This is a genomic window from Bacillus sp. GB_SG_008 (genome assembly GCF_052038115.1).
In the GTDB taxonomy this organism is placed as follows: Bacteria; Bacillota; Bacilli; order Bacillales; family Bacillaceae_G; genus Bacillus_A; species Bacillus_A rhizoplanae.
In genome coordinates, this window is the sequence record NZ_JBPZSK010000003.1 from 351,611 (window position 1) to 375,410 (window position 23,800).

General features: G+C 36.3%; 27 protein-coding genes and 1 other annotated feature (1 of these 28 only partly in view). Of the genes, 16 read left to right on the forward strand and 11 right to left on the reverse strand.

The window, feature by feature from the left end:
• Positions 1 to 125 (reverse strand) — a binding site (T-box leader) (it extends 103 nt beyond the left edge of the window).
• A 23-nt stretch (positions 126 to 148) separates the two neighbouring features.
• Together ilvD and ilvE are read right to left on the reverse strand one after the other, a co-directional pair.
• On the reverse strand, positions 149 to 1,816 hold the full coding sequence (gene ilvD, locus ACTDJC_RS09535) for a dihydroxy-acid dehydratase (protein WP_098309519.1): 1,668 nt from the start codon (positions 1,814 to 1,816) through the stop codon (positions 149 to 151).
• Between the two features lie 14 nt (positions 1,817 to 1,830).
• On the reverse strand, positions 1,831 to 2,727 hold the full coding sequence (ilvE, locus tag ACTDJC_RS09540) for a branched-chain-amino-acid transaminase (protein WP_098309520.1): 897 nt from the start codon (positions 2,725 to 2,727) through the stop codon (positions 1,831 to 1,833).
• A 408-nt stretch (positions 2,728 to 3,135) separates the two neighbouring features.
• On the opposite strand from ilvE, the gene ACTDJC_RS09545 reads away from it, so the two are divergent.
• Positions 3,136 to 3,390, forward strand: a complete 255-nt coding sequence (locus ACTDJC_RS09545; protein WP_098309521.1) for a DUF3911 family protein — start codon at positions 3,136 to 3,138, stop codon at positions 3,388 to 3,390.
• Between the two features lie 99 nt (positions 3,391 to 3,489).
• Positions 3,490 to 3,732: a YkuS family protein gene (locus tag ACTDJC_RS09550; RefSeq protein ID WP_098309522.1), complete on the forward strand. Its 243-nt coding sequence runs from the start codon at positions 3,490 to 3,492 to the stop codon at positions 3,730 to 3,732.
• A gap of 623 nt (positions 3,733 to 4,355) precedes the next feature.
• Here ACTDJC_RS09550 and ACTDJC_RS09555 read toward each other — a convergent pair.
• Both ACTDJC_RS09555 and ytfJ read right to left on the reverse strand, forming a co-directional pair.
• The gene (locus ACTDJC_RS09555) at positions 4,356 to 4,445 is read right to left on the reverse strand and encodes a phosphoribosyl-ATP pyrophosphatase (RefSeq protein WP_098309523.1); all 90 of its coding nucleotides are present in this window, start codon (positions 4,443 to 4,445) and stop codon (positions 4,356 to 4,358) included.
• 124 nt (positions 4,446 to 4,569) lie between these two features.
• Positions 4,570 to 4,944 (reverse strand): GerW family sporulation protein, encoded by a 375-nt coding sequence (gene ytfJ, locus ACTDJC_RS09560; RefSeq protein ID WP_098309524.1) that lies wholly within the window; start codon positions 4,942 to 4,944, stop codon positions 4,570 to 4,572.
• A gap of 299 nt (positions 4,945 to 5,243) precedes the next feature.
• Between ytfJ and ACTDJC_RS09565 the strand changes: the two genes are divergently transcribed.
• Positions 5,244 to 5,591, forward strand: a complete 348-nt coding sequence (locus ACTDJC_RS09565; protein ID WP_098309525.1) for an imidazole glycerol phosphate synthase — start codon at positions 5,244 to 5,246, stop codon at positions 5,589 to 5,591.
• 237 nt (positions 5,592 to 5,828) lie between these two features.
• On the opposite strand, the gene ACTDJC_RS09570 is transcribed toward ACTDJC_RS09565, so the two are convergent.
• From ACTDJC_RS09570 to ACTDJC_RS09580, 3 genes are all read right to left on the reverse strand, one after another.
• Entirely contained in the window at positions 5,829 to 7,172 is a 1,344-nt protein-coding gene (locus ACTDJC_RS09570) for a TrkH family potassium uptake protein (RefSeq protein ID WP_098309526.1), read from the reverse strand.
• Between the two features lie 429 nt (positions 7,173 to 7,601).
• Positions 7,602 to 7,757 carry an imidazoleglycerol-phosphate dehydratase gene (locus ACTDJC_RS09575; RefSeq protein WP_098309527.1) on the reverse strand — a complete coding sequence of 52 codons (156 nt, stop codon included), beginning with the start codon at positions 7,755 to 7,757 and terminating at the stop codon, positions 7,602 to 7,604.
• 310 nt (positions 7,758 to 8,067) lie between these two features.
• Positions 8,068 to 8,487, reverse strand: a complete 420-nt coding sequence (locus ACTDJC_RS09580) for a MarR family winged helix-turn-helix transcriptional regulator (protein ID WP_141525048.1) — start codon at positions 8,485 to 8,487, stop codon at positions 8,068 to 8,070.
• A 483-nt stretch (positions 8,488 to 8,970) separates the two neighbouring features.
• Here ACTDJC_RS09580 and ACTDJC_RS09585 point away from each other — a divergent pair, with 483 nt between their 5' ends.
• Positions 8,971 to 9,525, forward strand: a complete 555-nt coding sequence (locus tag ACTDJC_RS09585) for a thioredoxin family protein (protein ID WP_098309528.1) — start codon at positions 8,971 to 8,973, stop codon at positions 9,523 to 9,525.
• A gap of 27 nt (positions 9,526 to 9,552) precedes the next feature.
• Here ACTDJC_RS09585 and bacA read toward each other — a convergent pair whose 3' ends face one another.
• Entirely contained in the window at positions 9,553 to 10,344 is a 792-nt protein-coding gene (gene bacA, locus ACTDJC_RS09590) for an undecaprenyl-diphosphate phosphatase (protein WP_098309529.1), read from the reverse strand.
• A 194-nt stretch (positions 10,345 to 10,538) separates the two neighbouring features.
• Here bacA and ACTDJC_RS09595 point away from each other — a divergent pair, with 194 nt between their 5' ends.
• The 6 genes from ACTDJC_RS09595 (at position 10,539) to ACTDJC_RS09620 (ending at position 14,933) form a co-directional block, all read left to right on the forward strand.
• Positions 10,539 to 11,897, forward strand: a complete 1,359-nt coding sequence (locus ACTDJC_RS09595; RefSeq protein ID WP_440603238.1) for an MATE family efflux transporter — start codon at positions 10,539 to 10,541, stop codon at positions 11,895 to 11,897.
• 116 nt (positions 11,898 to 12,013) lie between these two features.
• Positions 12,014 to 12,532 carry a L,D-transpeptidase gene (locus tag ACTDJC_RS09600; protein WP_098309531.1) on the forward strand — a complete coding sequence of 173 codons (519 nt, stop codon included), beginning with the start codon at positions 12,014 to 12,016 and terminating at the stop codon, positions 12,530 to 12,532.
• A 216-nt stretch (positions 12,533 to 12,748) separates the two neighbouring features.
• The gene (locus tag ACTDJC_RS09605) at positions 12,749 to 13,144 is read left to right on the forward strand and encodes a DUF350 domain-containing protein (protein WP_098309532.1); all 396 of its coding nucleotides are present in this window, start codon (positions 12,749 to 12,751) and stop codon (positions 13,142 to 13,144) included.
• Positions 13,145 to 13,323: 179 nt separating this feature from the next.
• Positions 13,324 to 13,500 (forward strand): 2-isopropylmalate synthase, encoded by a 177-nt coding sequence (locus ACTDJC_RS09610; protein ID WP_098309585.1) that lies wholly within the window; start codon positions 13,324 to 13,326, stop codon positions 13,498 to 13,500.
• Between the two features lie 18 nt (positions 13,501 to 13,518).
• Positions 13,519 to 13,668, forward strand: coding sequence for a hypothetical protein (locus ACTDJC_RS09615; protein ID WP_195933936.1), 150 nt, complete (start codon positions 13,519 to 13,521; stop codon positions 13,666 to 13,668).
• Positions 13,669 to 14,012: 344 nt separating this feature from the next.
• Complete coding sequence (locus ACTDJC_RS09620) at positions 14,013 to 14,933, forward strand: aminoglycoside phosphotransferase family protein (RefSeq protein ID WP_440603239.1); 921 nt, start codon at positions 14,013 to 14,015, stop codon at positions 14,931 to 14,933.
• Between the two features lie 34 nt (positions 14,934 to 14,967).
• On the opposite strand, the gene ACTDJC_RS09625 is transcribed toward ACTDJC_RS09620, so the two are convergent.
• Together ACTDJC_RS09625 and ACTDJC_RS09630 are read right to left on the reverse strand one after the other, a co-directional pair.
• Positions 14,968 to 15,414, reverse strand: a complete 447-nt coding sequence (locus ACTDJC_RS09625; RefSeq protein ID WP_440603240.1) for a flavodoxin — start codon at positions 15,412 to 15,414, stop codon at positions 14,968 to 14,970.
• Positions 15,415 to 15,735: 321 nt separating this feature from the next.
• Positions 15,736 to 16,914, reverse strand: a complete 1,179-nt coding sequence (locus ACTDJC_RS09630) for a M20 metallopeptidase family protein (RefSeq protein ID WP_253629056.1) — start codon at positions 16,912 to 16,914, stop codon at positions 15,736 to 15,738.
• Positions 16,915 to 17,233: 319 nt separating this feature from the next.
• Here ACTDJC_RS09630 and ACTDJC_RS09635 point away from each other — a divergent pair, with 319 nt between their 5' ends.
• The 5 genes from ACTDJC_RS09635 to dltD are packed head-to-tail and all read left to right on the forward strand — an operon-like array spanning position 17,234 to position 21,564.
• Entirely contained in the window at positions 17,234 to 17,380 is a 147-nt protein-coding gene (locus ACTDJC_RS09635; RefSeq protein ID WP_098309537.1) for a teichoic acid D-Ala incorporation-associated protein DltX, read from the forward strand.
• Between the two features lie 12 nt (positions 17,381 to 17,392).
• Complete coding sequence (dltA, locus tag ACTDJC_RS09640; RefSeq protein WP_098309538.1) at positions 17,393 to 18,907, forward strand: D-alanine--poly(phosphoribitol) ligase subunit DltA; 1,515 nt, start codon at positions 17,393 to 17,395, stop codon at positions 18,905 to 18,907.
• A complete protein-coding gene (gene dltB, locus ACTDJC_RS09645; RefSeq protein ID WP_440603241.1) occupies positions 18,904 to 20,094 on the forward strand; it encodes a D-alanyl-lipoteichoic acid biosynthesis protein DltB in 1,191 nt (396 codons plus the stop codon). The genes dltA and dltB overlap by 4 nt, the downstream gene beginning before the upstream one ends.
• 58 nt (positions 20,095 to 20,152) lie before the next feature.
• A complete protein-coding gene (dltC, locus tag ACTDJC_RS09650; RefSeq protein WP_098309540.1) occupies positions 20,153 to 20,392 on the forward strand; it encodes a D-alanine--poly(phosphoribitol) ligase subunit DltC in 240 nt (79 codons plus the stop codon).
• On the forward strand, positions 20,389 to 21,564 hold the full coding sequence (gene dltD / locus ACTDJC_RS09655) for a D-alanyl-lipoteichoic acid biosynthesis protein DltD (protein WP_440603242.1): 1,176 nt from the start codon (positions 20,389 to 20,391) through the stop codon (positions 21,562 to 21,564). The genes dltC and dltD overlap by 4 nt, the downstream gene beginning before the upstream one ends.
• 32 nt (positions 21,565 to 21,596) lie before the next feature.
• Here dltD and ACTDJC_RS09660 read toward each other — a convergent pair whose 3' ends face one another.
• The gene (locus ACTDJC_RS09660; RefSeq protein WP_440603243.1) at positions 21,597 to 22,682 is read right to left on the reverse strand and encodes an NAD(P)H-dependent flavin oxidoreductase; all 1,086 of its coding nucleotides are present in this window, start codon (positions 22,680 to 22,682) and stop codon (positions 21,597 to 21,599) included.
• Positions 22,683 to 22,800: 118 nt separating this feature from the next.
• On the opposite strand from ACTDJC_RS09660, the gene ACTDJC_RS09665 reads away from it, so the two are divergent.
• Positions 22,801 to 23,703, forward strand: coding sequence for a S66 peptidase family protein (locus ACTDJC_RS09665; protein WP_440603467.1), 903 nt, complete (start codon positions 22,801 to 22,803; stop codon positions 23,701 to 23,703).
• Positions 23,704 to 23,800 lie beyond the last annotated feature (97 nt).

Here is a 23,800-nt window from a genome sequence, read left to right on the forward strand (position 1 = left end):
CTAAGCAAGTGCTTCAGCTTGGCACTCAAGGGCGATGTTCGTCAACGTGAACCATCGGTTTCCACCAACCACCGACTCTCTGTGAGGCTTCACAATCAACTACTCCTCCCTATCAACGCTTTATCCTCCCGCGAACGGAAGTTTTACTTTATACTTTCATAATTCCTCCTGTATTTGCCGAAGTAACAAGCTTTGCATATCGTGCTAAATATCCAGTTTTTACTTTCGGCTCTGGAGAAATAAATTGTTTTTTCCGTTGTTCTAATGCTTCTTTAGAAATTTCCCAATGAATAATACCATCTTTTAAATTAATAATGATCGGATCACCGTCTGCCACATATGCAATTGGTCCTCCTTCAGCCGCTTCTGGTGATACATGACCAATCGCAATCCCCCTTGTTGCTCCGGAGAAGCGTCCATCGGTAATCAATGCAACCTTTGTTCCCAGTCCTCTTCCAACAATCGCTGATGTTGGAGCTAACATTTCCGGCATGCCAGGTCCTCCTTTTGGACCTTCATATCGGATGACAACAACATGCCCTTCTTTCACAACACCACTATCAATCGCAGCAACCGCTTCATCATGAGAATCAAAACAAATCGCTTCACCAACAAATGATGTAACAGATTCATCGATAGCTCCAATTTTTAGGACAGAACCATCTGGTGCTAAATTTCCAAAGAGAATGGAAAGACCACCTGTTTTACGATATGGTCGTTCTTTCGGACGAATTACTTTTTCATCTAAGATTTTTCCTTCTTCTACTGTTTCATAAATGCTTTTCCCTGAAATTGTAATGCGCTCTGGATGAATTGCCCCTGGAATTTGTGAAAGCTCTTTAATAATAGCTGCTACTCCACCTGCTTCATGCACATCATGCATGGAATAATGAGAAGCTGGGCTAATTTTCGCTAAGTATGGAACACGCTTTGCAATATCATTAATACGCTGCAAGTCATATTCAATACCTGCTTCATTCGCGATGGCTAACATATGTAAAACTGTATTTGTCGATCCCCCCATCGCCATATCTAATGCAAAAGCATCATCAATTGCTTCTTTTGTAATAATGTCGCGCGGCTTTATATCACGCTCAATTAAATCCATTAAATGAAAAGCAGCCTGACGAATTAAGTTATGTCGTTCTTCACTTGTTGCAACAACCGTTCCATTTCCTGGAAGCGCAACACCAAGCATTTCCATGATGGTATTCATAGAATTTGCTGTAAACATCCCTGAGCAGGAACCGCACGTTGGGCATGCTGATTTTTCCATATCAATCAGCTGCTCTAAAGTTAATTTCCCTGACTTATGAGCGCCAACTCCTTCAAATACAGATGCTAATGAAAGCGGAGTGCCATCTTTTGATTTCCCTGCTTCCATTGGTCCTCCAGATACAAAAACAGAAGGAACATTCGTCCGAACAGATGCCATCAGCATTCCCGGTGTAATTTTGTCACAATTTGGCATAAACATAACTCCGTCAAACCAATGAGCTTGAATTACTGTTTCTGCTGCATCTGCAATGATTTCTCGACTTGGGAGTGAATATCGCATTCCGATATGTCCCATTGCAATTCCATCATCAACACCAATCGTATTAAATTCAAAAGGAACACCTCCTGCTTCACGAATGGCAGCTTTCGCTACATCAGCAAGATCTCTTAAATGAATATGCCCTGGAACAATATCGATATATGAATTACAAATTGCAATAAATGGTTTATGAAAATCTTCTTCTTTAACGCCTGCTGCATGAAGCAAACTTCGATGCGGCGCTCGGTCAATACCTTGTTTAATCATATTGCTTCGCATCGGTTACTCTCCTATCAACTTACTTTATTTTCTTCATAAATTTTTTCGCCATCTTCTACAACAAGCTTACGAAATTCTTCTAACAAACGATTTGTATGCGCTCCTGGTTTCCCAGCTCCAATTTCTCTGCCATCAACCATTGTTACCGCAATAACTTCAGCTGCTGTACCTGTTAAAAATACCTCATCTGCTACATATACATCATGACGTGTAAATAATTCTTCCCTTACGTCATAGCCAAGCTTCTCACCAATTTCCATAATCGCATTTCGCGTAATTCCTTCTAGTGCTCCAGCAGAACTTGGCGGTGTAATTAACTTATTACCTTTTACAATAAATACGTTATCACCAGAACCTTCTGCAACATACCCTTGTTCATTTAACATTAACGCTTCCTGCACACCGGCAAGTTTCGCTTCAATTCTCACTAAAATATTATTTAAGTAATTTAGTGATTTCACTTGTGGCGTTAATACATCTGGACGATTCCGTCTTGTTGCAACTGTTACAACTGGAATTCCTTTCTCGTAATATTCTGCCGGGAATAACGCTAATTGTTCAGCGATTACAACAACATTTGGCTTTAAACACGAATCAGGATCTAAGCCAAGATTTCCAACTCCGCGTGATACAACTAAACGAATATATCCATTAGATAATTGATTACGTCGAATTGTTTCAACAACAATATTGGTCACTTCTTCCAACGTATATGGAATTTCTAATAAAATGGATTTTGCAGATTCGTACAGACGAATGAGATGCTCTTTTAAGCGGAAAACATTTCCACTATAGACACGAATGCCTTCGAATACCCCATCACCATATAAATATCCATGATCATAGACAGAAACCTTTGCTTCATTTTTTGGAACAAATTCTCCATTTAAGAAAATCCATTGCTCGTTCACTTGAAAGCGCCCCCTATATCCTTGAATTTTTTTATTGGTTCCTAGTTTACGCCCCCTTTTCAAATAAATCAAAGAAATTTTTTGAAAATTTTAAATTTTAAAATTTATGAACAACCCTCTTTATATTGATATATCAACATTGTTAACGTTTACAAAATGTCAAAAAATTTTTTTCGACATTTTTCTTACAAAAAAATATTTGTTTAGGAGAAGGAATTTTGTCAAAAGATGCGAATCTATTGTATTCAATAAACGGACGTTCTATCACATATTTTTAGAAAAAGACTAGTAATAAAGCGAGGTGAAAAAATAAAAAATAAAATTTGAGGATAACACTCATATTTTTTTCTTATTACTCATAATCCTATTTTCAAAAATCATTTTGACAAATTTAAGGGGGCTAATAATATGGCATGTTTACAAATTAAAGGAACAAGACAAGAAGTAATGGAAATGCTTCAGTTATTTGATTTAATGAATACAAAAGGACTGTGTAAATTAGAAGATTATGTAGAATTACTTCCATATGCAGAGCAAAATAGAACAACGCAAAATCCTATGTACATTGCCTCAGTTGATGTACTATCAAATGATTATACGATGCACGATGTACAAAACGATCGTTTTGTAAGCGACATGTTGACTGGGGTTTATAACGACTAACTCTTTCCTACTCCTGCCAAACGTGTGAAACCTCTTTGTTAATTAGTGAATATTCTTCCGAAAAAGGAACATATTACTAGATGGCAGGAGGTGAATGACATGGCGAAAATTGGAGTAGAAGACTCTTTAACGAACGTAAAACAGGCATTAGAACAAAAAGGGCATGAAGTAGTCTCATTGCAATCTGAAAGTGACGTTCAAGGATGTAACTGCTGCGTTGTAACCGGGCTGGATTCTAACGTAGCGGGGATTAGCAACGCTGCGATAAAGGGATCTGTTATCGATGCAAGCGGGTTAACAGCTGAAGAAGTTTGTCAACAAGTTGAAAGTAGAATTCAATAAAGTGAAATTTTAATCAGCGGGGGTCTTCCTCATCCCTGCTGATTAAAAGCCCCACTAATCGGGCTCTTACGGGCTGTTTCATATTACAAGACTTCCTTAACATGTCCGTTTCGTTTAAGATAAAATGAAACTTCCATCAGTGTTTTTTCATCCCCCACTGATGGTTAGTTGAACCAATCGGGCACATGCCAGCAGTTATCCCCTACCTTTCTTTCTGATTTCTCTCTGCATCTTGAGGTGGGGGTCTTACTGCCCGCAAATAGCGGATAAAATAAAAAGAAGGCTACCTTTTACAAAAAGGCGCCTTCTTTTTTATATTTAATTAACGGGAAAGTAACATATACTGGATGAAAGCCCTGCCTCTCTTTCATCATTGCGGTTCCAACGACCGCTCCTTATACACTAGTACGTGTACAGCTTACAAATACAATTCATCATATACACGATCACTAAAGTTGTTGGCATCATTGCCCGATCTTTAGCAAACTAGAGACTTGTATAAGTAAGGAATAACCAATATATACTAGCTGTAACCGAGACACGAATATCAATTTTACTTCTTTTCGATAAAAATGTCAATAATTTTGTCAAAATAAAAACAGACTGCTTAGTAAGCCTGTTTGTTAAAATTGTGCTTTTTCCTTTAATACATATATAACAAATCCGCTCACTAACATACATAAACCGACAACAAAATTCTTGATGTTAATCATTTATACCTCTCCCTTGTTCTTCTTAAATCCTAATTCTTTATATAGTCATTTACTTTATATTCGTATAATTTTTAAACACACTTCATCCACTATATCATAATTTCCTTAAAATGCAAGCGTTCCGCTATCTCTTATTTACTAACCGCTGCACTGCATTAGGTACTGCTTCCAATGCTTTTTCTACAAGATGTGTACCGCTATGTAAGTGCATAACCTGAATTCCTTTTGCCCCAACTACTAAAAACGCAACAGGGTTAATCGAAACCCCTGCACCACTTCCACCACCAAATGGATGTAAGTTCTGCCCCTCTTGTGGTTGTCCACTTCCTTTGAAATCACTTCCACCTGCACCAAAACCAAAAGCAACTTTTGAAACGGTTAAAATAACATTCCCATCAGCTGTTGATACTGGCTTTCCAACAATCGTATTTACATCCACCATTTCTTTTAAGTTTGTCATTGCTGTTTTCATTAAGTTTTCAATTGGATGTTGTGTCATACAAAACCACCTCTTTTTCCTATCAATTCCTTTTTATCGTTTCCAAAAACGCGGAAGACATACCAACTTTTGTAATTTAACTATCTCATGAAATGAAACTTTCATCAGGGGGAATTTTCTTCATCCCCCACTGCTGGAAAGCTCTTACCAATCGCACTCTTACGACAGTTATCTTCCAAGTTTCTTCTTTATTTTCTCAAAATCTTGACGTGAGGATTTTATTGCCCGCGAAATGGAGGATAAAAAAATAAAAGCAGTTCATACTAAACATGAAGCTCTTTATGAAAGGAGATATTATAATGACTGATAAACATGAAGAACGCTATAGAGAAAACGAAGACCATTTTGAAGAGGAATACGCAGCTGAAATTGCACCTAATGGTGTGCCTTACGATGGAAGAGAAGAAGGAACAACAAAAACAGGGGGAGCAACAGCAGGATTTATCGCTCTTGCCCTTGCAGTCTTAGCTTTATTCGTTTTCCCAGTACTCTTTGGACTTCTTGCTGTCCTAATTGGTATATATGCCTATAACCGTGGTGCCACTGTTACAGGTGGAATTGCAGCAGTAATGGGCGGCATAACTGCGATTGTTGCACTAATATTTCGAGCAGCTATTATCAGCTTGCTGTACTCTCTTTTTACGTAATAAAGTGAAACTTCCATCAGTAGGGGAAGGTTTATCTCCTACTGATGGTTAGTTGAACCAATCGGGTTTTTATGGGCAGTTGTTCCTACCTCTCTGCTTTGCTTTTCTTTGAATATTGAGGTGGGATCTTACTGCCCGTTAATGCGGGATAAAGTGAAACTTCCATCAATTAGGATCTTCCAGACAATTTTTCATCACGGAACATAATAAAAGGTATCTCACTTTTCGCGAGATACCTTATCCTGTAAACACATCCTCAGATGGATAACGAATTTTTTGTTTTGCTGGCCGTGCAAGTGAAAACACAAGTGTTAATGGTCCAATTAACCCACAAAACATAACAAACATAATCACACATTTCCCAAAAGCTGATAAATCAGCTGTAATTCCCATTGATAATCCAACTGTTCCAAAGGCTGAAACCGTTTCAAACAACAATTCAATAAAGCTAAAGTTTTCAGTAAGCATAAGTACAAATACTGCTACAAAAATTAAAAATTGACTTGCAATTACAATCGACAAAGCTCTCATCACTGTTGACATTTTAATTGTACGACGAAATAAAATAACATCTTCTTTTTTCTTAAAAAATGAAATAACAGATGTAATTAAAATAACAAAAGTCGTAAGCTTAATACCGCCTCCAGTTGAAACACTTCCGGCTCCAATAAACATAAGTACCATCGTAAAAAACAACGTTGATTCATTCATACTTCCATAATCAATTGTATTAAACCCAGCTGTACGAGGGGTAATCCCTTGGAAGAATGATGCCCACAATTTTTCATTTAACGATAAAGAACCTAATGTTTTAACATTACTATACTCTAATATAAAGATGACAGTCATTGAAAAAATAATCAACGCAATTGTACCAACAATCATGATTTTCGAATGCAGTGTTAATTTTCGAAAACTTCGACTGTACCATATATCAATTAGTACTGTAAAACCTAAACCACCTATTACAATTAAAGAACAAATACCAATATTAATGATAGGATCTCCAACATATCTCGTTAAATTATCTGGCCATAAAGCAAATCCTGCATTATTATAAGCAGCTACGACGTGAAACAAGCTGTAATATAGCCCTTTTCCCAATCCGAATTCAGGAACAAAACGAATGGATAAAAATAATACTCCAACGAATTCAATACAAAGCGAGAAGAAAAACACTCGTTTTACTAATTTTACAAGTCCGCCAATATTCGTTTGATTTAATGCTTCTCCAATAAGAAGTCGATGACGTAATCCTATTTTCTTTCCGAGCACCCAAACTATTAAAATAGCAATTGTCATTAACCCTAAACCGCCTGTTTGTATAAGAAGCATGATGACAACTTGTCCAAATATGGTAAATGTACTATTTACATCTACTACACCTAAGCCCGTTACAGTCGCAGCTGATGTTGCTGTGAAAAAAGCATCAACCCAACTAATAGATGTTTTCGTCGCAATCGGTAATTTCAATAATATGCCGCCAACAATAATTAAAGCAAAAAATCCAATCGCTAAAATTTGTGGTGGACTTAATCGTATAAAACGATCATTCAAGTCACGTTTTTCTATCATTTCCATAATACTAACTCCCTTAATCCGTCCTCCATACTCCATACATAGTTGAGCATAATCTTTTTTCTTTTGAATTTCAACTTTTATTTTCGTATAAAAAATAGAAAATTCCTTATTCTTTCACGCCAAATTCACATTGAATTCACATCAATCTTTTATAGTATAACTATCGAAGCTGTTCCTCCCTAATAATGAGACATCCCCTAATGTCTCGAACAGCTTTCTATCCCTAGCTTAAATTGACAGAAATTGTCCCCCCTTCCTAAGCCATCTTGCAATGACAAGATGGCTTTTTTTTATCCCTCTACATGTGGAGCATTAGAATTACGTAGCAAAATCCTAAAAAAAGCAGTTAAGCGAGGAATATTTGCTGGCATACACCCGTTTAGTGAAAACTTTCACTTTATTTAATAATAAAGAAGAAGTGAATATGCTTCACTCCTTCCTTGATTTGCTCCCTTTTTTCGAGCGATATTCTTTCCCTTTATTATCATCACCAGTAACAAACTCTGTGCCGAACTCCTGTTGATATTGCCCTACTTTGGGTGCTCCTTGATTCCCGCTTCCTTTACTACCATTACGACTTGACATACTTCTTTCTTCCCTTCTGTATAATGATATTGTTAGTATGCTCCATTCCATTCTAAATACACATGAAAAGCCTTCGCATTGATTGCGAAGGCTTTTGCATAGTAAGGCCGCTTCTTAGTTTGGAATTTATCCCGCTATTCGCGGGTAGTAAGACCCCCATCTCAAGATTCAGAGAAAAGCGAAGAAGCTAGATGGGGGATGAAGCCCCCCCACTGATGGGAGTTTCACTTCACTATCTTCAACGCATCATATGATTCCCTAACTTTTCCACCATTTATTTAACAATATGAAATATGAATGCTATTTCTTACTAAATTAGCTTTTGTAAAATAGAAATCATGACTTGCATTTCATCTTCAGACAAAGTAGAAAATCGCTCTTTGAAATATTCCTTCTTTCGCATTTCCATCTCAGCCACTAATTCTTTCCCTTTATCAAGAATCTCCAAATACACAACACGACGGTCTGATGTACAGCGCGAACGCGTTACAAGTTCTTTTTTAATTAATTTTTCTGCAACAGCCGTAATGTGGCTATTCGATACGTTCAGCTCATTCGCAACATGGGAAACCATTTCTTTTTGGACCCGATTTAAAATACGCAACACGATAAATTCATTCCATGGAATATAATCACCGAAAATTTTGCCCATATCATTACGTAATGTACGAAACATAGCAAAAAAATTCGTAGACAGATCTTCCATTAGCAACTCGCGATTATTAGACATTTTGTACAGCACCTCTATTTATTTAATATGATTAAATAAAAACATTATGAACTATATTAACGTACTTTTTGGAATTTGTCATCCATTTTATTGGGAAAATCATGTATCTTTTTTTAGTTACTTGGTAATAGATGATAAAGGTTGCTTTCATAAAATGCTGTAAATTTTATCAGCAAGAAAACAGGGTGCACAGAAGCACCCTGTTTTCATTTTATCCCGCATTAACGGGCAGTAACCCCCCCACCTCAAGATGCAGAGAGAAACGAGGAAGATAGGTGGGAGATAACTGCCCGTAAAAGCCCGATTGGTGAGAGCTTTCCATCAGTAGGGAGGATGAAGAAAATCTCCACTGATGGAAGTTTCAATTTATTGTTCTAGCTTTTTACACTCGACAAAATATGGATTACCAATAAAAGTAACTTTACCAGCTTTCCCGTAAAATATTTGGTACAATATGAACAAATAGAGAAAGAGGTGTAGTACATGACATTACTTCAATGGTTTAAAAAAGGCATGTCCTTTGAGGCATATGTAAATGATATGACGGTGAATCAACACGAATTACTACATATTTATAATAATTTCTTAATTCCGAATGAACTTCTTCCTGTTTTAGAGCAACATCAAAACGATCGTTTAAACGTTATCGTTTTAACAGCAGATTGGTGTGGTGATGCCCTTCTTTGCGTACCAATTATGAAACGCATTTGCGAAGTTGCCAATATCGAGATGAGCCTACTCATTCGTGATGATAACTTAGAATTGATGGATCAATATTTAACAAATGGTACCGCACGCGCGATTCCAATTTTCATTTTTATGGACGCAGCAGGAAATGAAAAATATATTTGGGGGCCACGCGCTCCAAAAGTTCAAGAGTTCGTTACTTCTATGCGCGCTACATTACCAGAAAAAGATGATCCACAGTTTGAAGAAAAGCAAAAAGAAATGTATGCTGCATTTCGTAAAACATTAACTTCTGATACTTCCATTTGGGAGCACGTAATGGAAAATATGATTGAAAAAATAGCAAAATAAAAAAACTGCCAAATGGCAGTTTTTTTATTATAAAACAAAGAAGTAAAACACCGCGGCAATAATAAAACGATAATATGCAAATGGTGTTAATTTCACACGAGATAATAATTTTAAGAATGAAACAATTGCTAACATAGCAACCACAAATGCAGTAATAAATCCAGTTGCAAATAATGGGATATCTGCTGCGCTTAATTCATTCCAACTCTTAATTAAATCAAGACCTGTTGCAGCTACCATCATTGGTACCGCAAGAATAAATGTATATTCAGCAGCTGCTGTATGAGATACACGCGCTAACAAACCGCCACTAATTGTAGACCCTGAACGAGAAAAACCAGGCCATAATGCTAAACATTGAAACATCCCAATCGTAAACGCTTGTTTATACGTAATGTCATCAAGTGTTTTCGCTGTGCTTGGCTTTGAGAATTTCTCAGCAATAATCATTAAGATACCACCAGCAATTAAACTAATAACAACTGGACCTGGTCCAAATAAAACCTCTTTAATTTTGTCATGTAATAAAACACCAAGTAATCCAGCTGGAATCATACCGATAATAATATGTAATAAGTTTAACGATGGCCCTTGCTTTACTCGTCCAATTCCAACTAACGACCATAATCGTTTCCAAAATACAACAACAACCGCTAAAATAGATCCTAATTGAACAACAATTTCAAACGTTTTTGCTTTATCGCCTTCAAATCCAATTAAATGCCCTGTTAAAATCATATGCCCTGTTGATGATACAGGTAAAAACTCCGTTAACCCTTCAACAGCACCCATGATTAATCCAATTAACCAATCAGCCACAACCGTGCCTCCTTAATACCTTATAATACTTTTTTCATACTTTATCATAATACCTCATCTTCACTAAACACGCATCGTTTTTTTCATATTCGTTCAAAATGCACCAATGTTGTTATAGATACATATTACTTTTCTAAATTCCTATTCAATAGTATGATTGAAACGGCCTATTCGTATTTTAGAAAGGAGTATATATGAAAGAAACTACATCGATTTCACAAAAAATTAAGCAATTTATCTTATTATTTTTCCCCATATTTGTTACACAAATGTCATTATTTTCAATGAGTTTTTTCGATACGACGATGTCAGGACATGCAAGTGCCACTGATTTAGCTGGAGTTGCAATTGGAACAAGTATATGGCTTCCAATTAGTACAGGATTAACAGGTATTTTAATGGCAACAACTCCTATTGTTGCTCACCTTATCGGCTCCAAACAAAAAGAAAATGTAGCTCACGTTGTGACACAAGCCGTATACTTAGCAATCTTGGTCAGTGTTATTGTTATAATCATTGGATTTTTTGTGGTTTCACCAATTTTACATGCCATGCATTTAGAGAAACAAGTAGCCCAAATTGCTGCTCAATTTTTAAGCATTATCGCATTTGGTATCATTCCGCTATTTGTATATACAGTACTCCGCTGTTTTATTGATGCCTTAGGAAAAACCCGCACAACAATGATTATCACTTTACTATCTTTACCGATTAATATCACTTTGAACTATATATTCATTTTTGGTCATTTCGGTTTCCCAAAACTCGGTGGAGTTGGAGCTGCCATCGCTTCAACATCGACATATTGGTGTATTTTACTTATCACTATTGTCATTATCCGTACGAAAGAGCCTTTCTCTTCTTATGGTGTCTTTCAACGTTTGTATCGCCTCTCTATATCAAGCTGGAAAGAATTATTAAAACTTGGTGTACCAATTGGATTTGCAATCTTTTTTGAAACAAGTATTTTTGCTGCTGTTACATTATTTATGAGTAATTTTGACACAACAACCATTGCTGCTCACCAAGCTGCGATGAACTTCGCATCTCTTTTATATATGACACCACTCAGTTTATCCATGGCAATGACAATTTCTGTCGGGTTTGAAGTCGGTGCTTCCCGATATAAAGATGCCAAGCATTATAGCTTTATTGGTATAGGATTAGCACTAGCTTTCGCACTGTTATATTCTATCTTACTGTTTTTATTTGATGACAATATTGCCTCTATTTATACAAATGATTCTGCAGTACACGACTTAGCGAAACAATTTCTCGTGTTTGCAATTTTATTCCAATTTTCTGATGCCATTGCAACACCAGTACAAGGTGCACTTCGCGGTTATAAAGATGTGAATGTAGCACTTGTTATGACACTAGTTGCATATTGGATAATAGGTCTCCCGCTCGGTTATACACTTGCAACATATACAACTTTGGCTGCAAAAGGTTATTGGATTGGTCTCATTTTAGGACTAGCTTTTGGTGCAATCTTTTTACTCGCTCGTCTATTTCAAGTACAGCAAAAATATATTACATTAAAAAGCCGCTAAATAGCGGTTTTTTATATATCCTTAATATTTTGTATATAAATAAAAAAGTAATAGGATTCTTTATAAAAGAAAGCTATAATAAATTTTGATATTTACATAAAGGAGACTAATTTAATATGAGGAAGATTGCGATTGCACTATTATTATTCTTTTCTTCTATGCTTCCTGTTAAGGCAGCTGATGCAGAGACATATCAGCAAGAACATTTGTTAATTGTCAATGTAGCGACAAATAAGATGGCATATTATGAAAAAGGTAAATTTGTAAAAGAGTTTACAGTTGCTACTGGAAAAAGCAGCACACCAACACCCCTAGGAAAATATAATATTGTCAACAAAATTAAGAATCGTCCCTACTATGCCAAAAATATTCCTGGCGGTGATTCACGCAACCCATTAGGGGATCGATGGCTCGGTCTGAATCTCAAAGGAACAAAAGGAACAACATATGCCATTCACGGAACTAATAATGCAAGCGCCATTGGAAAATGGACAACACTCGGTTGCATTCGCATGTATAATAGTGACGTACATTGGTTATTTGATCGAGTTCCTGTCGAAACAACTGTAATCATCACAAATAAAAAAACAACATATAAAGCAATTGCTGCTACATATGGATTCAAACTCACATAATGTTTTTCGGGAGAAAAGGTTCTTTAAGTAAGAACACCTTTTTTCCTACAAATTATATATATAAATTATAATAATAGGATACACACATATATAAACAACTATTTTTATAATATCTCCCAAAAATAATTTCCCCACTATTTTTATAGAAGCATTTTTTTCATTTCATGTATAATACGAGGTAAATATTGGATTTTTAACAAAAGAAAGGAGAAAAATGTGAATTTATTCCTAAATTTTTTTATATATGCTGGAACAGGGCTTGCTTTACTATGTATCGGTTTTCTTCTATTTGATTGGACGACAAAAGTAAAGGAATTTCAATTAATTGCAAAAGGAAATGTATCTGCAGCTATGTCAATTGGCGGAAAATTACTTGGCCTTACGTTTATAGTGGGGGCAACCATCGCTCAGTCTGTTTCACTCATCGATATGATCATTTGGAGTGCTATCGGTATCGTAACGCAAATTATTGCTTTTTACATTGCAGAACTTGTTACAATGAGCTTCAGTATTAAGCAAGCAATTGAAGAAGATAATCGTGCTGTCGGACTTATGATTCTCCTATTATCCATATCTATCGGCTGGGTTCTCGCTCAGTGCTTAACATACTAAGAGTATATTTCTTCCTTATAACGTGCAACATATCAATAAAGTGAAACTTCCATCAGTGGAGGTTTAGTTGAACCAATCGGGCACATGCCAGCAGTTATCCCTCATCTATCTTCCTCGCTTCCCTCTGAATCTTGAGGTGGCCGTTAATGCGGGATAAAAAACATAAAGGAGTTGCAACAGTGGACGAAAAGGAAGAACAACAGTCTTATCAAGAAGAGTTTGCACCGGAAATTTCACCCGGTTATCGTCAAGATGTACATAAATCACCTCGTTATTCTAACATGACGTTTTTAGTCGGCATTGTCATTTTTGGAGCTGTACTGCTATTACTTATTACTTTCGTATATTTTAAGTAAAAGAAAGGACGAATTCATATGAATAATAACTCAGCAAGTTCAAGTAAAAGGGTTATAAAAACACAAAAAGGATACGCTGGAGATTCTTTAGACAAACATAGAGCTATCGAAAATGCAAATCTTGATTTGAGTAAAAAGGAGATACAGCAGCAAAACGAGAATTTATAAAGTTCAACTTCCATCAGTGCGGGTTCTTCATCCCTCACTGATGGTTAGTTGAACTAATCGGGCTTTTACGGGCAGTTATCCCCCCTATCTTCCTCGCTTCTCTCTGCATCTTGAGGTGGGGTGATCTTACTGCCCGTTAATGCGGGATAAAGTTCAACTTCCATCAGTGCGGGTTCTTCATCCTCCACTGATAGCTAATTGAACCAATCTTTACGTAAAATTGTCTCACCTCTCAATCAACCCTACATCTTGAGGTGAGATTATCCGTTAAATACGGGATAAGAAAAGAAATCCCTAGCTAGGGATTTCTTTTCTATTTATAACTAAACGAAAGAGGCGAAAAAATGACAGACTTAGACTATATACAATATATTCAAAAAACACTCCCGAACTTGCCTATCCATTCCTTTCATCAAGATGAAAGCGGTTGGGATAATGTTGCTATTCTCATAAATGATGAATGGTTATTTCGATTCCCTAGAAAAGTTGAATACGCGAAAAAAATTCCTCGTGAAAAACAATTATATGAAGTACTGTCTCCTCTGCTGCAAACACAACAAATAGAAGTACCGAACTATCATATTCTATATGAAAATAAAGCAGATACAATTCCTGTTTGCAGTTACTATAAAATAATTCATGGTAAACCATTTAAACCATCTTACTTACATAACCTCTCAATTAATGAAAAAACGAAAATTGTTACACAACTTGCATCATTTCTTGCTGCTTTTCATACAGTTCCTATTACACTTGCAAAAGAGTGGGGATTTCAGGTTGAGCAAACAACTGAATATTGGAAGAAGCTATATATGAAACTAAAACATTACCTGTTTACTACATTTACAATAGAAGAAACTAAACGATTGAATACACTATTTCAAACATTTTTTGAGCAATTATATACAAGCTCCTCTCCACAAACAGTTATTCATGCTGACTTAACACATAATCATATTTTATTTCATCCTCTCCTGAGGCACATTGCTGGTATCATTGATATAGGAGATGCACAAATTGGTGATCCCGCATTGGATTTTGCTGGATTATACGCTGATTACGGCCATGCCTTTACACTAGAAGTATACGAGGAATATACTGCTTTAACGAATAGAACGGATACAACATTTTTTGAACGGATTATCTCTTTTTATCAATATAGTCCTATACTGCACGACCTTGTATATGGTTTTGAAACAAATGATTCAAAAATGATTGAAAACAATACAAAACGACTGCTACATGTTTTAAGGGGAATACGCTAAACGTCTTCCCTTAATTTCTTTTCTTCAAACGCCATTAAGAAAGGTGGTTTGTATATTCTGTACCAAAACGAAGGCACGCTTCAACATCTTCGTCTTCTGGTGTTAATTCTACTTTTAATCCTTCAAGTACAACGTTAGCTCCGCGCTCCTGTAACTTTTCTATTAAAATATCAACAGCTGCCCCGTATTTCGGATATGCAGAATCACAAGAACCAAACACCGCTGCTTTTTTCCCCGTTAAATCCAACTTATCCATTTCATCATAAAAATCTAAGAAATCATCTAGTAAATCACCATCTCCCCATGTGTATGCACCTAATACAATCCCCTCATAATCTTCTAAAACAGACGCCTCTGGTGATGTCATAATATCGATTACTTCAATCTCTTTTCCAGCCTTGCGAATTGCCCCGGCAATATGATCTGCCATCTCTTCTGTATTTCCACTCATACTTGCAAAAATCATTACTAACTTACTCATTTTACTCTCTCCCCTTATTATGTATCTCATTCTCTTATTTTTTATATTTCCTTTAGTACGGAATGAATGAAAATGATAATTATTATCAATAAAAAAGATAACATTAGATTAATTGATAATAAATTATCAAAATCAATAATTTTTTTTAAAAAATTAATGAAAAGATACAAGCTTGTCCGTAAGACATACATATATTATAAATGAGCATAGTTCTTTCTTAACCCTCTCTAACGGAAAGAAATAGAAGCAACTGCGATATTCGCAGTTGCCTTTTTTTATCTCGTAATATAATTTCAACTATCCACTGTTTGTTAATTTACTTTATCCTTTTAATAGCTTCATTGCCGCTTGCAAAAATAATTGTGCACCACGAATTAATGCCGTTTCATCCACATCAAATTTCGGATGATGATGTGGATAACAAGTATCTTTATTTACATTTCCCGTCCCTAACTTTACAAAACAACCTGGAGCCTTTTGTAAGTATGCAGAAAAGTCCTCGCCTCCCATAGAAGGGGAAAGTGAGATAATACTTTCTTTTCCAAACAGTTCAATGGCACTATCTTCTACTACCTTTGTTACATAGGAATCATTTATTACCGGATTGTATCCGTAACGATACGTATATGAGTACGTTGCATCATGCGCTGCTGTAATCCCCTTCACAATTTGTTCAATAATTTCTTTAGATTCTTGTCGTAATGTGTTCTCAAAGCAACGCACCGTTCCTACAATCGTTGCTGTCTCAGGAATGATATTATCAGCTGTTCCTGCATGAAATTGCGTGACCGATACCACTCGTTGTTCAAACGCATCCGTCCGTCTTGACACAAGATGTTGCAAATTCGTAATAATTTGTGCCCCTATTGCAATCGGATCCACTGTTTGTTTCGGATGAGCAGCATGTCCTCCTCTTCCTTTAACTTCAATTGTAAATACATCCGGTGCTGCCATCATTGGTCCGTAGGAAATTCCTATTTGTCCACTTCCTAGCCCTGACATTACATGAAGACCGATGACATAATCTACTCCATCCATAACTCCCGCTTCCACCATCTCTTGTCCTCCACCAGGGTATTGTTCTTCAGCATGTTGAAACAAAAGACGAATTTCTCCACCCCACTCTTCATCATATTTCACTAAGGCCTCGGCTACACCTAACAAAATTGCCGTATGTGCATCATGACCGCAAGCATGCATAACTCCTGGTACACTAGATGCATACGGCTTCATCGTTTGTTCCTGAATCGGAAGTGCATCTATATCTGCTCGAATCGCAATAATATTGCCTGAACCTTTTCCTTTTCGTCTTGCCATTACACTACATGCTGTTGGTCTTGTTAAGTTAAAATAAGAAAATGAGTGTAATGTATCATATATAAACTGTGCTGTATGCTTCTCCTGAAATGACAATTCAGGGTGCTGATGTAAATAACGTCGCCACATCCGAATATTTTCTTCAGAAAGATATAATAACCAATCTACTTGAGATGATTTCATTCGTTTCAACCCCTTATTCTATTTTTAACAATCTTATTCCATCATAATGACCGTATCCCTTTGTATAACAAGAGTTTATGTGCGATTTTAGTTAGAGGGAATATAACCTTACCTCTTTCAATTGTAATGGAATTACAATTCTATCTAGAATGTAATATAATTGTTAAGTTAGGGATTTTCTTTTTTAACATTTAGTGCTACTATCAGAAAAGAGCCTTTTTGCCTTACACTTCCCTAAAGTGTGGGATTTCTGTGTTTTTCAAAGTGATGTAGGATATGATACTTACATACGGATACTATTTTATAGAGGGGGAAAGACATGAAAATATTAAAAGAAATATGGTCTCAACCACTCACGCAATGGGTTGCAAAAACTTGTTACTACCTTGCGATTTTACTTGCTTTACTATGGTTGTATGGGTTCCAAGATACAAACACAAGTACATTTATTTACAATGAATTTTAGGGTGGGAGCGTTATGAAGTTATTAGAACAAATCGAAAAGTGGGCGGTTGAAACGCCTGACCAAACCGCTTTCGTTTGGCGAGATGCGAAAATTACATACAGACAATTAAAAGAAGATTCTGATGCATTAGCATATTGGATTTCTTCCCAATATGGAGATGATCGTTCACCAATTATGGTATACGGGCATATGCAGCCAGAAATGATAGTCTGTTTCTTAGGATGTGTCAAAGCTGGACATGCGTATATTCCAGTAGACGTGTCAATTCCAACTGATCGTGTGCTGCGCATTGCAGAAAGTTCTGGTGCAAAGCTACTTTTATCTCCAACAGATGTTACAGTGGCTGATTTACCAGTTCAGATTGTTGATGGAAAGAAATTAGAAGATATTCTTCTTACTCATAAAGGAAACATTGCAAATCCTGAATATGCAGTACAGGGTGAAGACAACTTCTACATCATTTACACATCAGGGAGTACAGGAAACCCAAAAGGTGTACAAATTACGTATAATTGTCTTGTAAGTTTCACAAAATGGACAGTTGAAGATTTCAACTTACAAACTGGACAAGTCTTTTTAAACCAAGCGCCATTCTCATTTGACTTATCTGTTATGGACATTTATCCGTCATTAGTAACAGGTGGTACACTATGGGCAATTGATAAAGATATGATTGCACGTCCAAAAGATTTATTTGCTTCTTTAGAACAATCAGATGTACAAGTTTGGACGTCTACACCATCCTTTGCAGAAATGTGTTTAATGGAGCCATCTTTCTCAGAAGGTATGCTTCCAAACATGAAAACATTCTTATTCTGTGGTGAAGTACTGTCTAATGATGTTGCAAGAAAACTGTTAGAGCGCTTCCCAAAAGCTACTATTATGAATACGTATGGACCAACAGAAGCGACTGTTGCTGTAACTGGTATTCATGTAACAAATGAAGTAGTAGACAAATATCAATCTCTTCCAGTCGGTTACTGTAAATCAGATTGCCGTATCATCATTATGAAAGAAGATGGTACTGTTGCAGCTGATGGTGAGAAGGGTGAAATCGTAATCGTTGGTCCGAGTGTAAGTATTGGATACTTAGGAAGCCCTGAATTAACAGAGAAAGCATTCACAGTTATTGACGGCGAACGTGCTTATAAAACTGGTGACGCTGGTTATTTAGAAAATGGACTTCTTTTCTATAATGGTCGTCTTGATTTCCAAATTAAGCTACACGGTTATCGTATGGAATTAGAAGAAATTGAACATCACCTGCGTTCATGTTCGTATGTGGAAGCTGCTGTGGTACTTCCAATTAAAAAAGGTGAAAAATACGACTACTTATTAGCGGTTGTTGTTCCAGGTGAACATTCTTTTGAAAAAGAATTCAAATTAACATCTGCGATAAAAAAGGAACTCAATGAACGATTACCAAATTACATGATTCCACGAAAATTCATGTATCAATCTTCTATTCCAATGACACCCAATGGAAAAGTAGACCGTAAAAAATTATTGAGTGAGGTTACAGCATGATCCCATATGCATCATTTTATTTTTTCGTGATTGTGGGCATTTTGCTTATCCCTACCATCATTGCTGGGTTACAAGGGAAAATGCTGCGCAAATATAATGCAGTTGTAACACTTATTATGTTGGCAATTATCTTTTCTGATAAACCAACACAAGCTGTTGCATTGGCAATATTTGCAATTTGGCAATTTGTTTTAATTAAAGGATATTTAACGTTGCGACAGCGTGATAACAAAACAAGTATCTTTTGCACTGCTGTTATTTTATCGATCTTACCGCTTATCTTAGTAAAAATTACACCTGTTGTACCAGCTTTAAAATCAATCGTATTTTTTGATATACCAGCTATGAAATTAGTCGTATTTCTTGGTATATCATACGTAACATTTAGAGCAGTACAAATGATATTTGAAATTCGCGATGGACTTATTAAAGAAATATCACTATTTAAGTTCTGGGAGTTTCTTCTGTTCTTCCCTGCAATTTCAACAGGTCCAATTGATCGATATCGTCGCTTCCAAAAAGATGTAGAGAACCCACCATCAGCTGATGAGTATAAGATAATGCTTTATACGGGAATCAATCGTATTTTCCAGGGTTTTCTTTACAAATTTATTATTGCGTACTTAATTAAAAATCATTTTTGGGATGCAGCAATTTCTAAACAAGCTACATTTATTTCATTTATGACTGATATGTACTCTTATAGTTTATATCTATTCTTTGACTTTGCAGGATATAGCGCATTCGTAATTGGTGTAAGTTATATGATGGGTATTAAAACGCCTGAAAACTTTAACAAGCCTTTTTTAAGTCGTAATATTAAGGACTTCTGGAACCGCTGGCACATGAGCTTATCATTTTGGTTCCGCGACTTTATTTATATGCGCTTTGTCTTTTTTGCGACAAAGAAAAAACTAATTAAAAACCGTTATACAATTTCTTATATCGGTGCATTTTTAAACTTTGGAATTATGGGAATTTGGCATGGACTAACGTGGTATTATATTACGTATGGCTTATATCATGCAATTTTGTTTATTGCATTTGATATTTTTGAACGAAAAAACAAAAAACATAAGTTTTGGCCAAATAATAAATTCACACATGCCCTTGGAATTATCATTACATTCCACTTCGTTTGTCTCGGTCTCCTACTCTTCTCAGGTAACCTAGGTAGACACTTTTAGTTAAAAACTTCTTAGGAAGTTACACATCATACATTATGGATATAAAGGAGAATACACAATGGCTGAATTTAAAGATCAAGTATTAGATATTTTAGAAGAAGTATGTGAAAATGATATTGTAAAAGAAAATACAGATGTACAATTATTTGAAGAAGGTATTCTTGATTCTTTCGGTACAGTATCTTTATTAGTAGAATTTCAAGAACGTTTAGGTATTGAAGTGCCTATTTCTGACTTTGATCGTGACGAATGGGCAACGCCAAACATGATTGTTAAGAAACTGGAAGATATGCGATGAAAAAACCAACGTTTGGCCCGATGCTTCTAGCATTTGCTCTTTTTTGCGTGGTGTTACTTATTCCATCACGCTTCCTCTTACCACTTATCGGGGAGCAAAAGGTCAACGATGCCTCAACATCTTTAAACAAAGAAATGTTCCAGGGCATTGCACTGCAACAAAAAGCGCTAGAAGATCCAAAATACCTTCCGATGTACGGTTCATCGGAATTTTCTCGGTTAGATGTATATCATCCATCTAACTACTTTAAAGTGAAAAATGAAGAATTTACTCCGTTTCTTATCGGTCGCGGTGGAACACAAAGTCTTACTCATGTGTTAAATCTAGCATCGTCAATGGATCAGTTAAAAGATCGCAAAATTGTCTTCGTCCTTTCACCGCAATGGTTTGTAAAACAAGGGCTAGACGAAGTTCATTTTGCGCCAAACTTTTCATCTCAGCAAGCGTACCATCTCATCTTTAATGATGAATTAAAGCCTGAGACGAAAAAAGAAATCGCAAACCGCTTATTAAGTTTTGAAATTGTTCGTAAAGATACACTCCTAAAAACTTCTTTAGAAGGAATCGTATATGACGATACAAAACATAAAGTGAAAGCAGCGGCGGCAAAACCATTTGCGTATATATATCGTAACATTTTAGATCGTAAAGATTTAGTTACATCAATGTTTGATATTAAACCGCGAAAAACACATACAGATGCTGAATTAAAATCCCTTGCATGGAACGATATTCGTAACCATGCAGAAAAAACTGGCGAAGTAGAATCTCAAACGAATCCATTCGGCATTGAAGATCGCTACTATGACCAAAAGATTAAGGATAAATTAAAACGTCTAAAAGGATATCGAGCAAATGAATCATTCGATGAATCGCCAGAATATGACGATTTCCAATTAGTTTTAGACATTTTAAAACAACAGCATGCAAAACCATTATTCATTTCTGTTCCAGTTAATGGCCCATGGTATGATTATGCTGGATTCCCGAAAGAACGACGTGATGTATACTATAAAAAAATAAATGAACAAATTGAAAAAGCTGGATTCCCAGTTGCAGATTTTTCAAGCCATGAATATGATAAGTATTTCTTAAAAGATACTATGCATTTAGGTTGGAAAGGCTGGGTATATGTCGATGAGGCAATTCAGCAATTTTATGAGAGTAACTAAAAAAGAACGCTTGAATTTTCAAGCGTTCTTTTTTATATATAGATTGTACTTTGTAATCTTTCTAATGTCTCTTTCGCTTCTTTAATCACTCGCATTATAACTTGCTGCGCCTCTTCTGTTCTGGCTAAAGCAGAAGCTTGTCCTGCCCAAAGCGACATATATTGGCGATTATTTTGTATCGCTGCTGCTTGGCGAATTTCTGTTGTTAATACATTTTGAATTGGATATACAGGAAATTTTCCTTCTTTACTTTCCAATTGTTCAATAAAAGTATTTCGAATCCCTCTCGCATATTTACCCGAAAATGCACGAATCATTGTCGTACTTTGGTCTGTACTCATTATAATTGCTTCTTTATGCGCCTCATGGGCTATACTTTCATAACATGTTAAAAATGCTGTACCCATTTGTACCCCTTCTGCACCAAGTGCATAGGCTGCCACTACTCCCCGTCCATCCATAATCCCACCTGCCGCCACAATTGGAATATGCGGAACAGCATCAACAAGCTGTGGAATAAGCGCAGTTGTTCCAATCATAGAATCTTGTTCTTTTCCTACAAATGTTCCACGATGTCCCCCTGCTTCACTTCCTTGCCCAACAATAATATCTACTCCTAAATGAGCCAATATCTTCCCTTCTGCTACATTCGTTGCCGTGCCAATTACTTTTATGCCATTTCTTTTTAATAATTCTATCTCCTCCTGTTCTGGTGTATCAAAAGTAAAACTAAAAACAGGAACATTCTCCTCAATAAGAACTTGTAGCTGCTCTTTGTAACTTTTCGGCAGCTGTAACGTTTGCTTTGCTATTCCCAATTGCAATTTTTCTCGAATGGGCTTTAACAGATTTTGTGCCTCTTCTACTTGCTTTTCGTCAACTTCCATTTCTTTTGTAATAAATAAGTTCACCGCAAACGGATTATCAGTTAACTGACGAATAGTACGTACAGCTAAACGGATTTGTTCAGGGCTCATATATCCTGCACCTAATGTACCTAACCCTCCACTATTAGATACAGCTGCTACTAGCTCTGGGGTTACAATTGTTCCTGCCATCCCAGCTTGAATAATAGGGTATGTAATTTCCAATTTCTCGCATACTCGACTATGGAACATTTTTTCTTCTCCCCTTTCTCTTATACTTTCTTGTCATGCCAAATGATTTCCTTCTTTTCACAAGGATTGAATATCCTATAAGCGAATATAGTGAAAGAAAGGGGGGTGGGGAAATTTGATGCAGTATCCCAAACCATTAAAATACGGAGATACCGTTATAATCATTGCTCCAGCAGGTCCACCATCTATAGAGCATATTCTTCAAGCAAAGCAGAAATTAGAGGAAATAGGATTGGTCGTTATAATTGGACAGAGCGTACAAGAAAAACGAGGCTATTTAGCCGGAGATGATGCGATTCGTGTTCATGACTTACACAAAGCCTTTGCAGATCCATATGTAAAAGCTATTTTTTGCGCAAGAGGTGGATATGGTACTGGTCGCCTTTTATCTTATATTAATTATGCACTAATTCGAGATAATCCAAAAATCTTTTGGGGGTATAGCGATATTACTGCCCTACATATTGCTTTTGGACAATTCTCACAACTCGTTACTTTCCATGGTCCCATGATGGAGGAAGTTGGAAAGGGTCTTGATTCTCTCTCTTTCTCCTTTTTCAAACAACTCTTCCATCCGTACTCTATTATTTTGGAAGGAGTAGAATTTATTCATTCTTTCTCTTGTTCTATCACAGCTCCTCTTGTAGGGGGCAATTTAGCTGTAATTACAAGCACACTCGGTACACCTTACGAAATTGATACAAAAAATAAACTACTTTTATTAGAAGAAATTGCAGAAGAACCGTATCGTATTGATCGCATGTTAAATCAATTACGCTTAGGAAAAAAATTTGAACAGTGTGCCGGCGTTATCTTTGCAAGTTGTCACAACTGTACATCTACAAAGCCATCTTTATCTATTTCTGACATTCTGCATGATCACATTACATCTTATAATATCCCTCTTTTAAGCGGCTTACCAATTGGGCATATAAAGTCAAACATAGGAGTGCCTCTTGGCGTTCCTGCTACAATAAATGGACAACAAAAAATACTTTCCATATCATCTGGTATTAAGTGAAACTTCCATCAGTGTGGGCTTCTTCATCCTCCACCAACCTTCTTCGGTTTCTCTGAATCTTGAAGGGGGAATCTCATATTTCTCGTTAATGCGAGGG

Excerpts from the sequence above, each read along its gene's own strand:
- dltA (WP_098309538.1), top strand. The coding sequence starts at position 17,393 with ATGAAGTTATTAGAACAAATCGAAAAGTGGGCGGTTGAAACGCCTGAC.
- ytfJ (WP_098309524.1), bottom strand. The coding sequence starts at position 4,944 with ATGACACAACATCCAATTGAAAACTTAATGAAAACAGCAATGACAAAC.
- ACTDJC_RS09660 (WP_440603243.1), bottom strand. The coding sequence starts at position 22,682 with ATGTTCCATAGTCGAGTATGCGAGAAATTGGAAATTACATACCCTATT.
- ACTDJC_RS09600 (WP_098309531.1), top strand. The coding sequence starts at position 12,014 with ATGAGGAAGATTGCGATTGCACTATTATTATTCTTTTCTTCTATGCTT.
- ACTDJC_RS09620 (WP_440603239.1), top strand. The coding sequence starts at position 14,013 with ATGACAGACTTAGACTATATACAATATATTCAAAAAACACTCCCGAAC.
- ACTDJC_RS09545 (WP_098309521.1), top strand. The coding sequence starts at position 3,136 with ATGGCATGTTTACAAATTAAAGGAACAAGACAAGAAGTAATGGAAATG.
- ACTDJC_RS09550 (WP_098309522.1), top strand. The coding sequence starts at position 3,490 with ATGGCGAAAATTGGAGTAGAAGACTCTTTAACGAACGTAAAACAGGCA.
- ACTDJC_RS09575 (WP_098309527.1), bottom strand. The coding sequence starts at position 7,757 with ATGTCAAGTCGTAATGGTAGTAAAGGAAGCGGGAATCAAGGAGCACCC.
- ACTDJC_RS09580 (WP_141525048.1), bottom strand. The coding sequence starts at position 8,487 with ATGTCTAATAATCGCGAGTTGCTAATGGAAGATCTGTCTACGAATTTT.
- ACTDJC_RS09595 (WP_440603238.1), top strand. The coding sequence starts at position 10,539 with ATGAAAGAAACTACATCGATTTCACAAAAAATTAAGCAATTTATCTTA.
- dltD (WP_440603242.1), top strand. The coding sequence starts at position 20,389 with ATGAAAAAACCAACGTTTGGCCCGATGCTTCTAGCATTTGCTCTTTTT.
- dltC (WP_098309540.1), top strand. The coding sequence starts at position 20,153 with ATGGCTGAATTTAAAGATCAAGTATTAGATATTTTAGAAGAAGTATGT.
- dltB (WP_440603241.1), top strand. The coding sequence starts at position 18,904 with ATGATCCCATATGCATCATTTTATTTTTTCGTGATTGTGGGCATTTTG.
- ACTDJC_RS09630 (WP_253629056.1), bottom strand. The coding sequence starts at position 16,914 with ATGAAATCATCTCAAGTAGATTGGTTATTATATCTTTCTGAAGAAAAT.
- ACTDJC_RS09615 (WP_195933936.1), top strand. The coding sequence starts at position 13,519 with ATGAATAATAACTCAGCAAGTTCAAGTAAAAGGGTTATAAAAACACAA.
- ACTDJC_RS09625 (WP_440603240.1), bottom strand. The coding sequence starts at position 15,414 with ATGAGTAAGTTAGTAATGATTTTTGCAAGTATGAGTGGAAATACAGAA.
- ACTDJC_RS09565 (WP_098309525.1), top strand. The coding sequence starts at position 5,244 with ATGACTGATAAACATGAAGAACGCTATAGAGAAAACGAAGACCATTTT.
- ACTDJC_RS09635 (WP_098309537.1), top strand. The coding sequence starts at position 17,234 with ATGAAAATATTAAAAGAAATATGGTCTCAACCACTCACGCAATGGGTT.
- ACTDJC_RS09570 (WP_098309526.1), bottom strand. The coding sequence starts at position 7,172 with ATGGAAATGATAGAAAAACGTGACTTGAATGATCGTTTTATACGATTA.
- ACTDJC_RS09665 (WP_440603467.1), top strand. The coding sequence starts at position 22,801 with ATGCAGTATCCCAAACCATTAAAATACGGAGATACCGTTATAATCATT.
- ACTDJC_RS09555 (WP_098309523.1), bottom strand. The coding sequence starts at position 4,445 with ATGATTAACATCAAGAATTTTGTTGTCGGTTTATGTATGTTAGTGAGC.
- ACTDJC_RS09585 (WP_098309528.1), top strand. The coding sequence starts at position 8,971 with ATGACATTACTTCAATGGTTTAAAAAAGGCATGTCCTTTGAGGCATAT.
- ilvD (WP_098309519.1), bottom strand. The coding sequence starts at position 1,816 with ATGCGAAGCAATATGATTAAACAAGGTATTGACCGAGCGCCGCATCGA.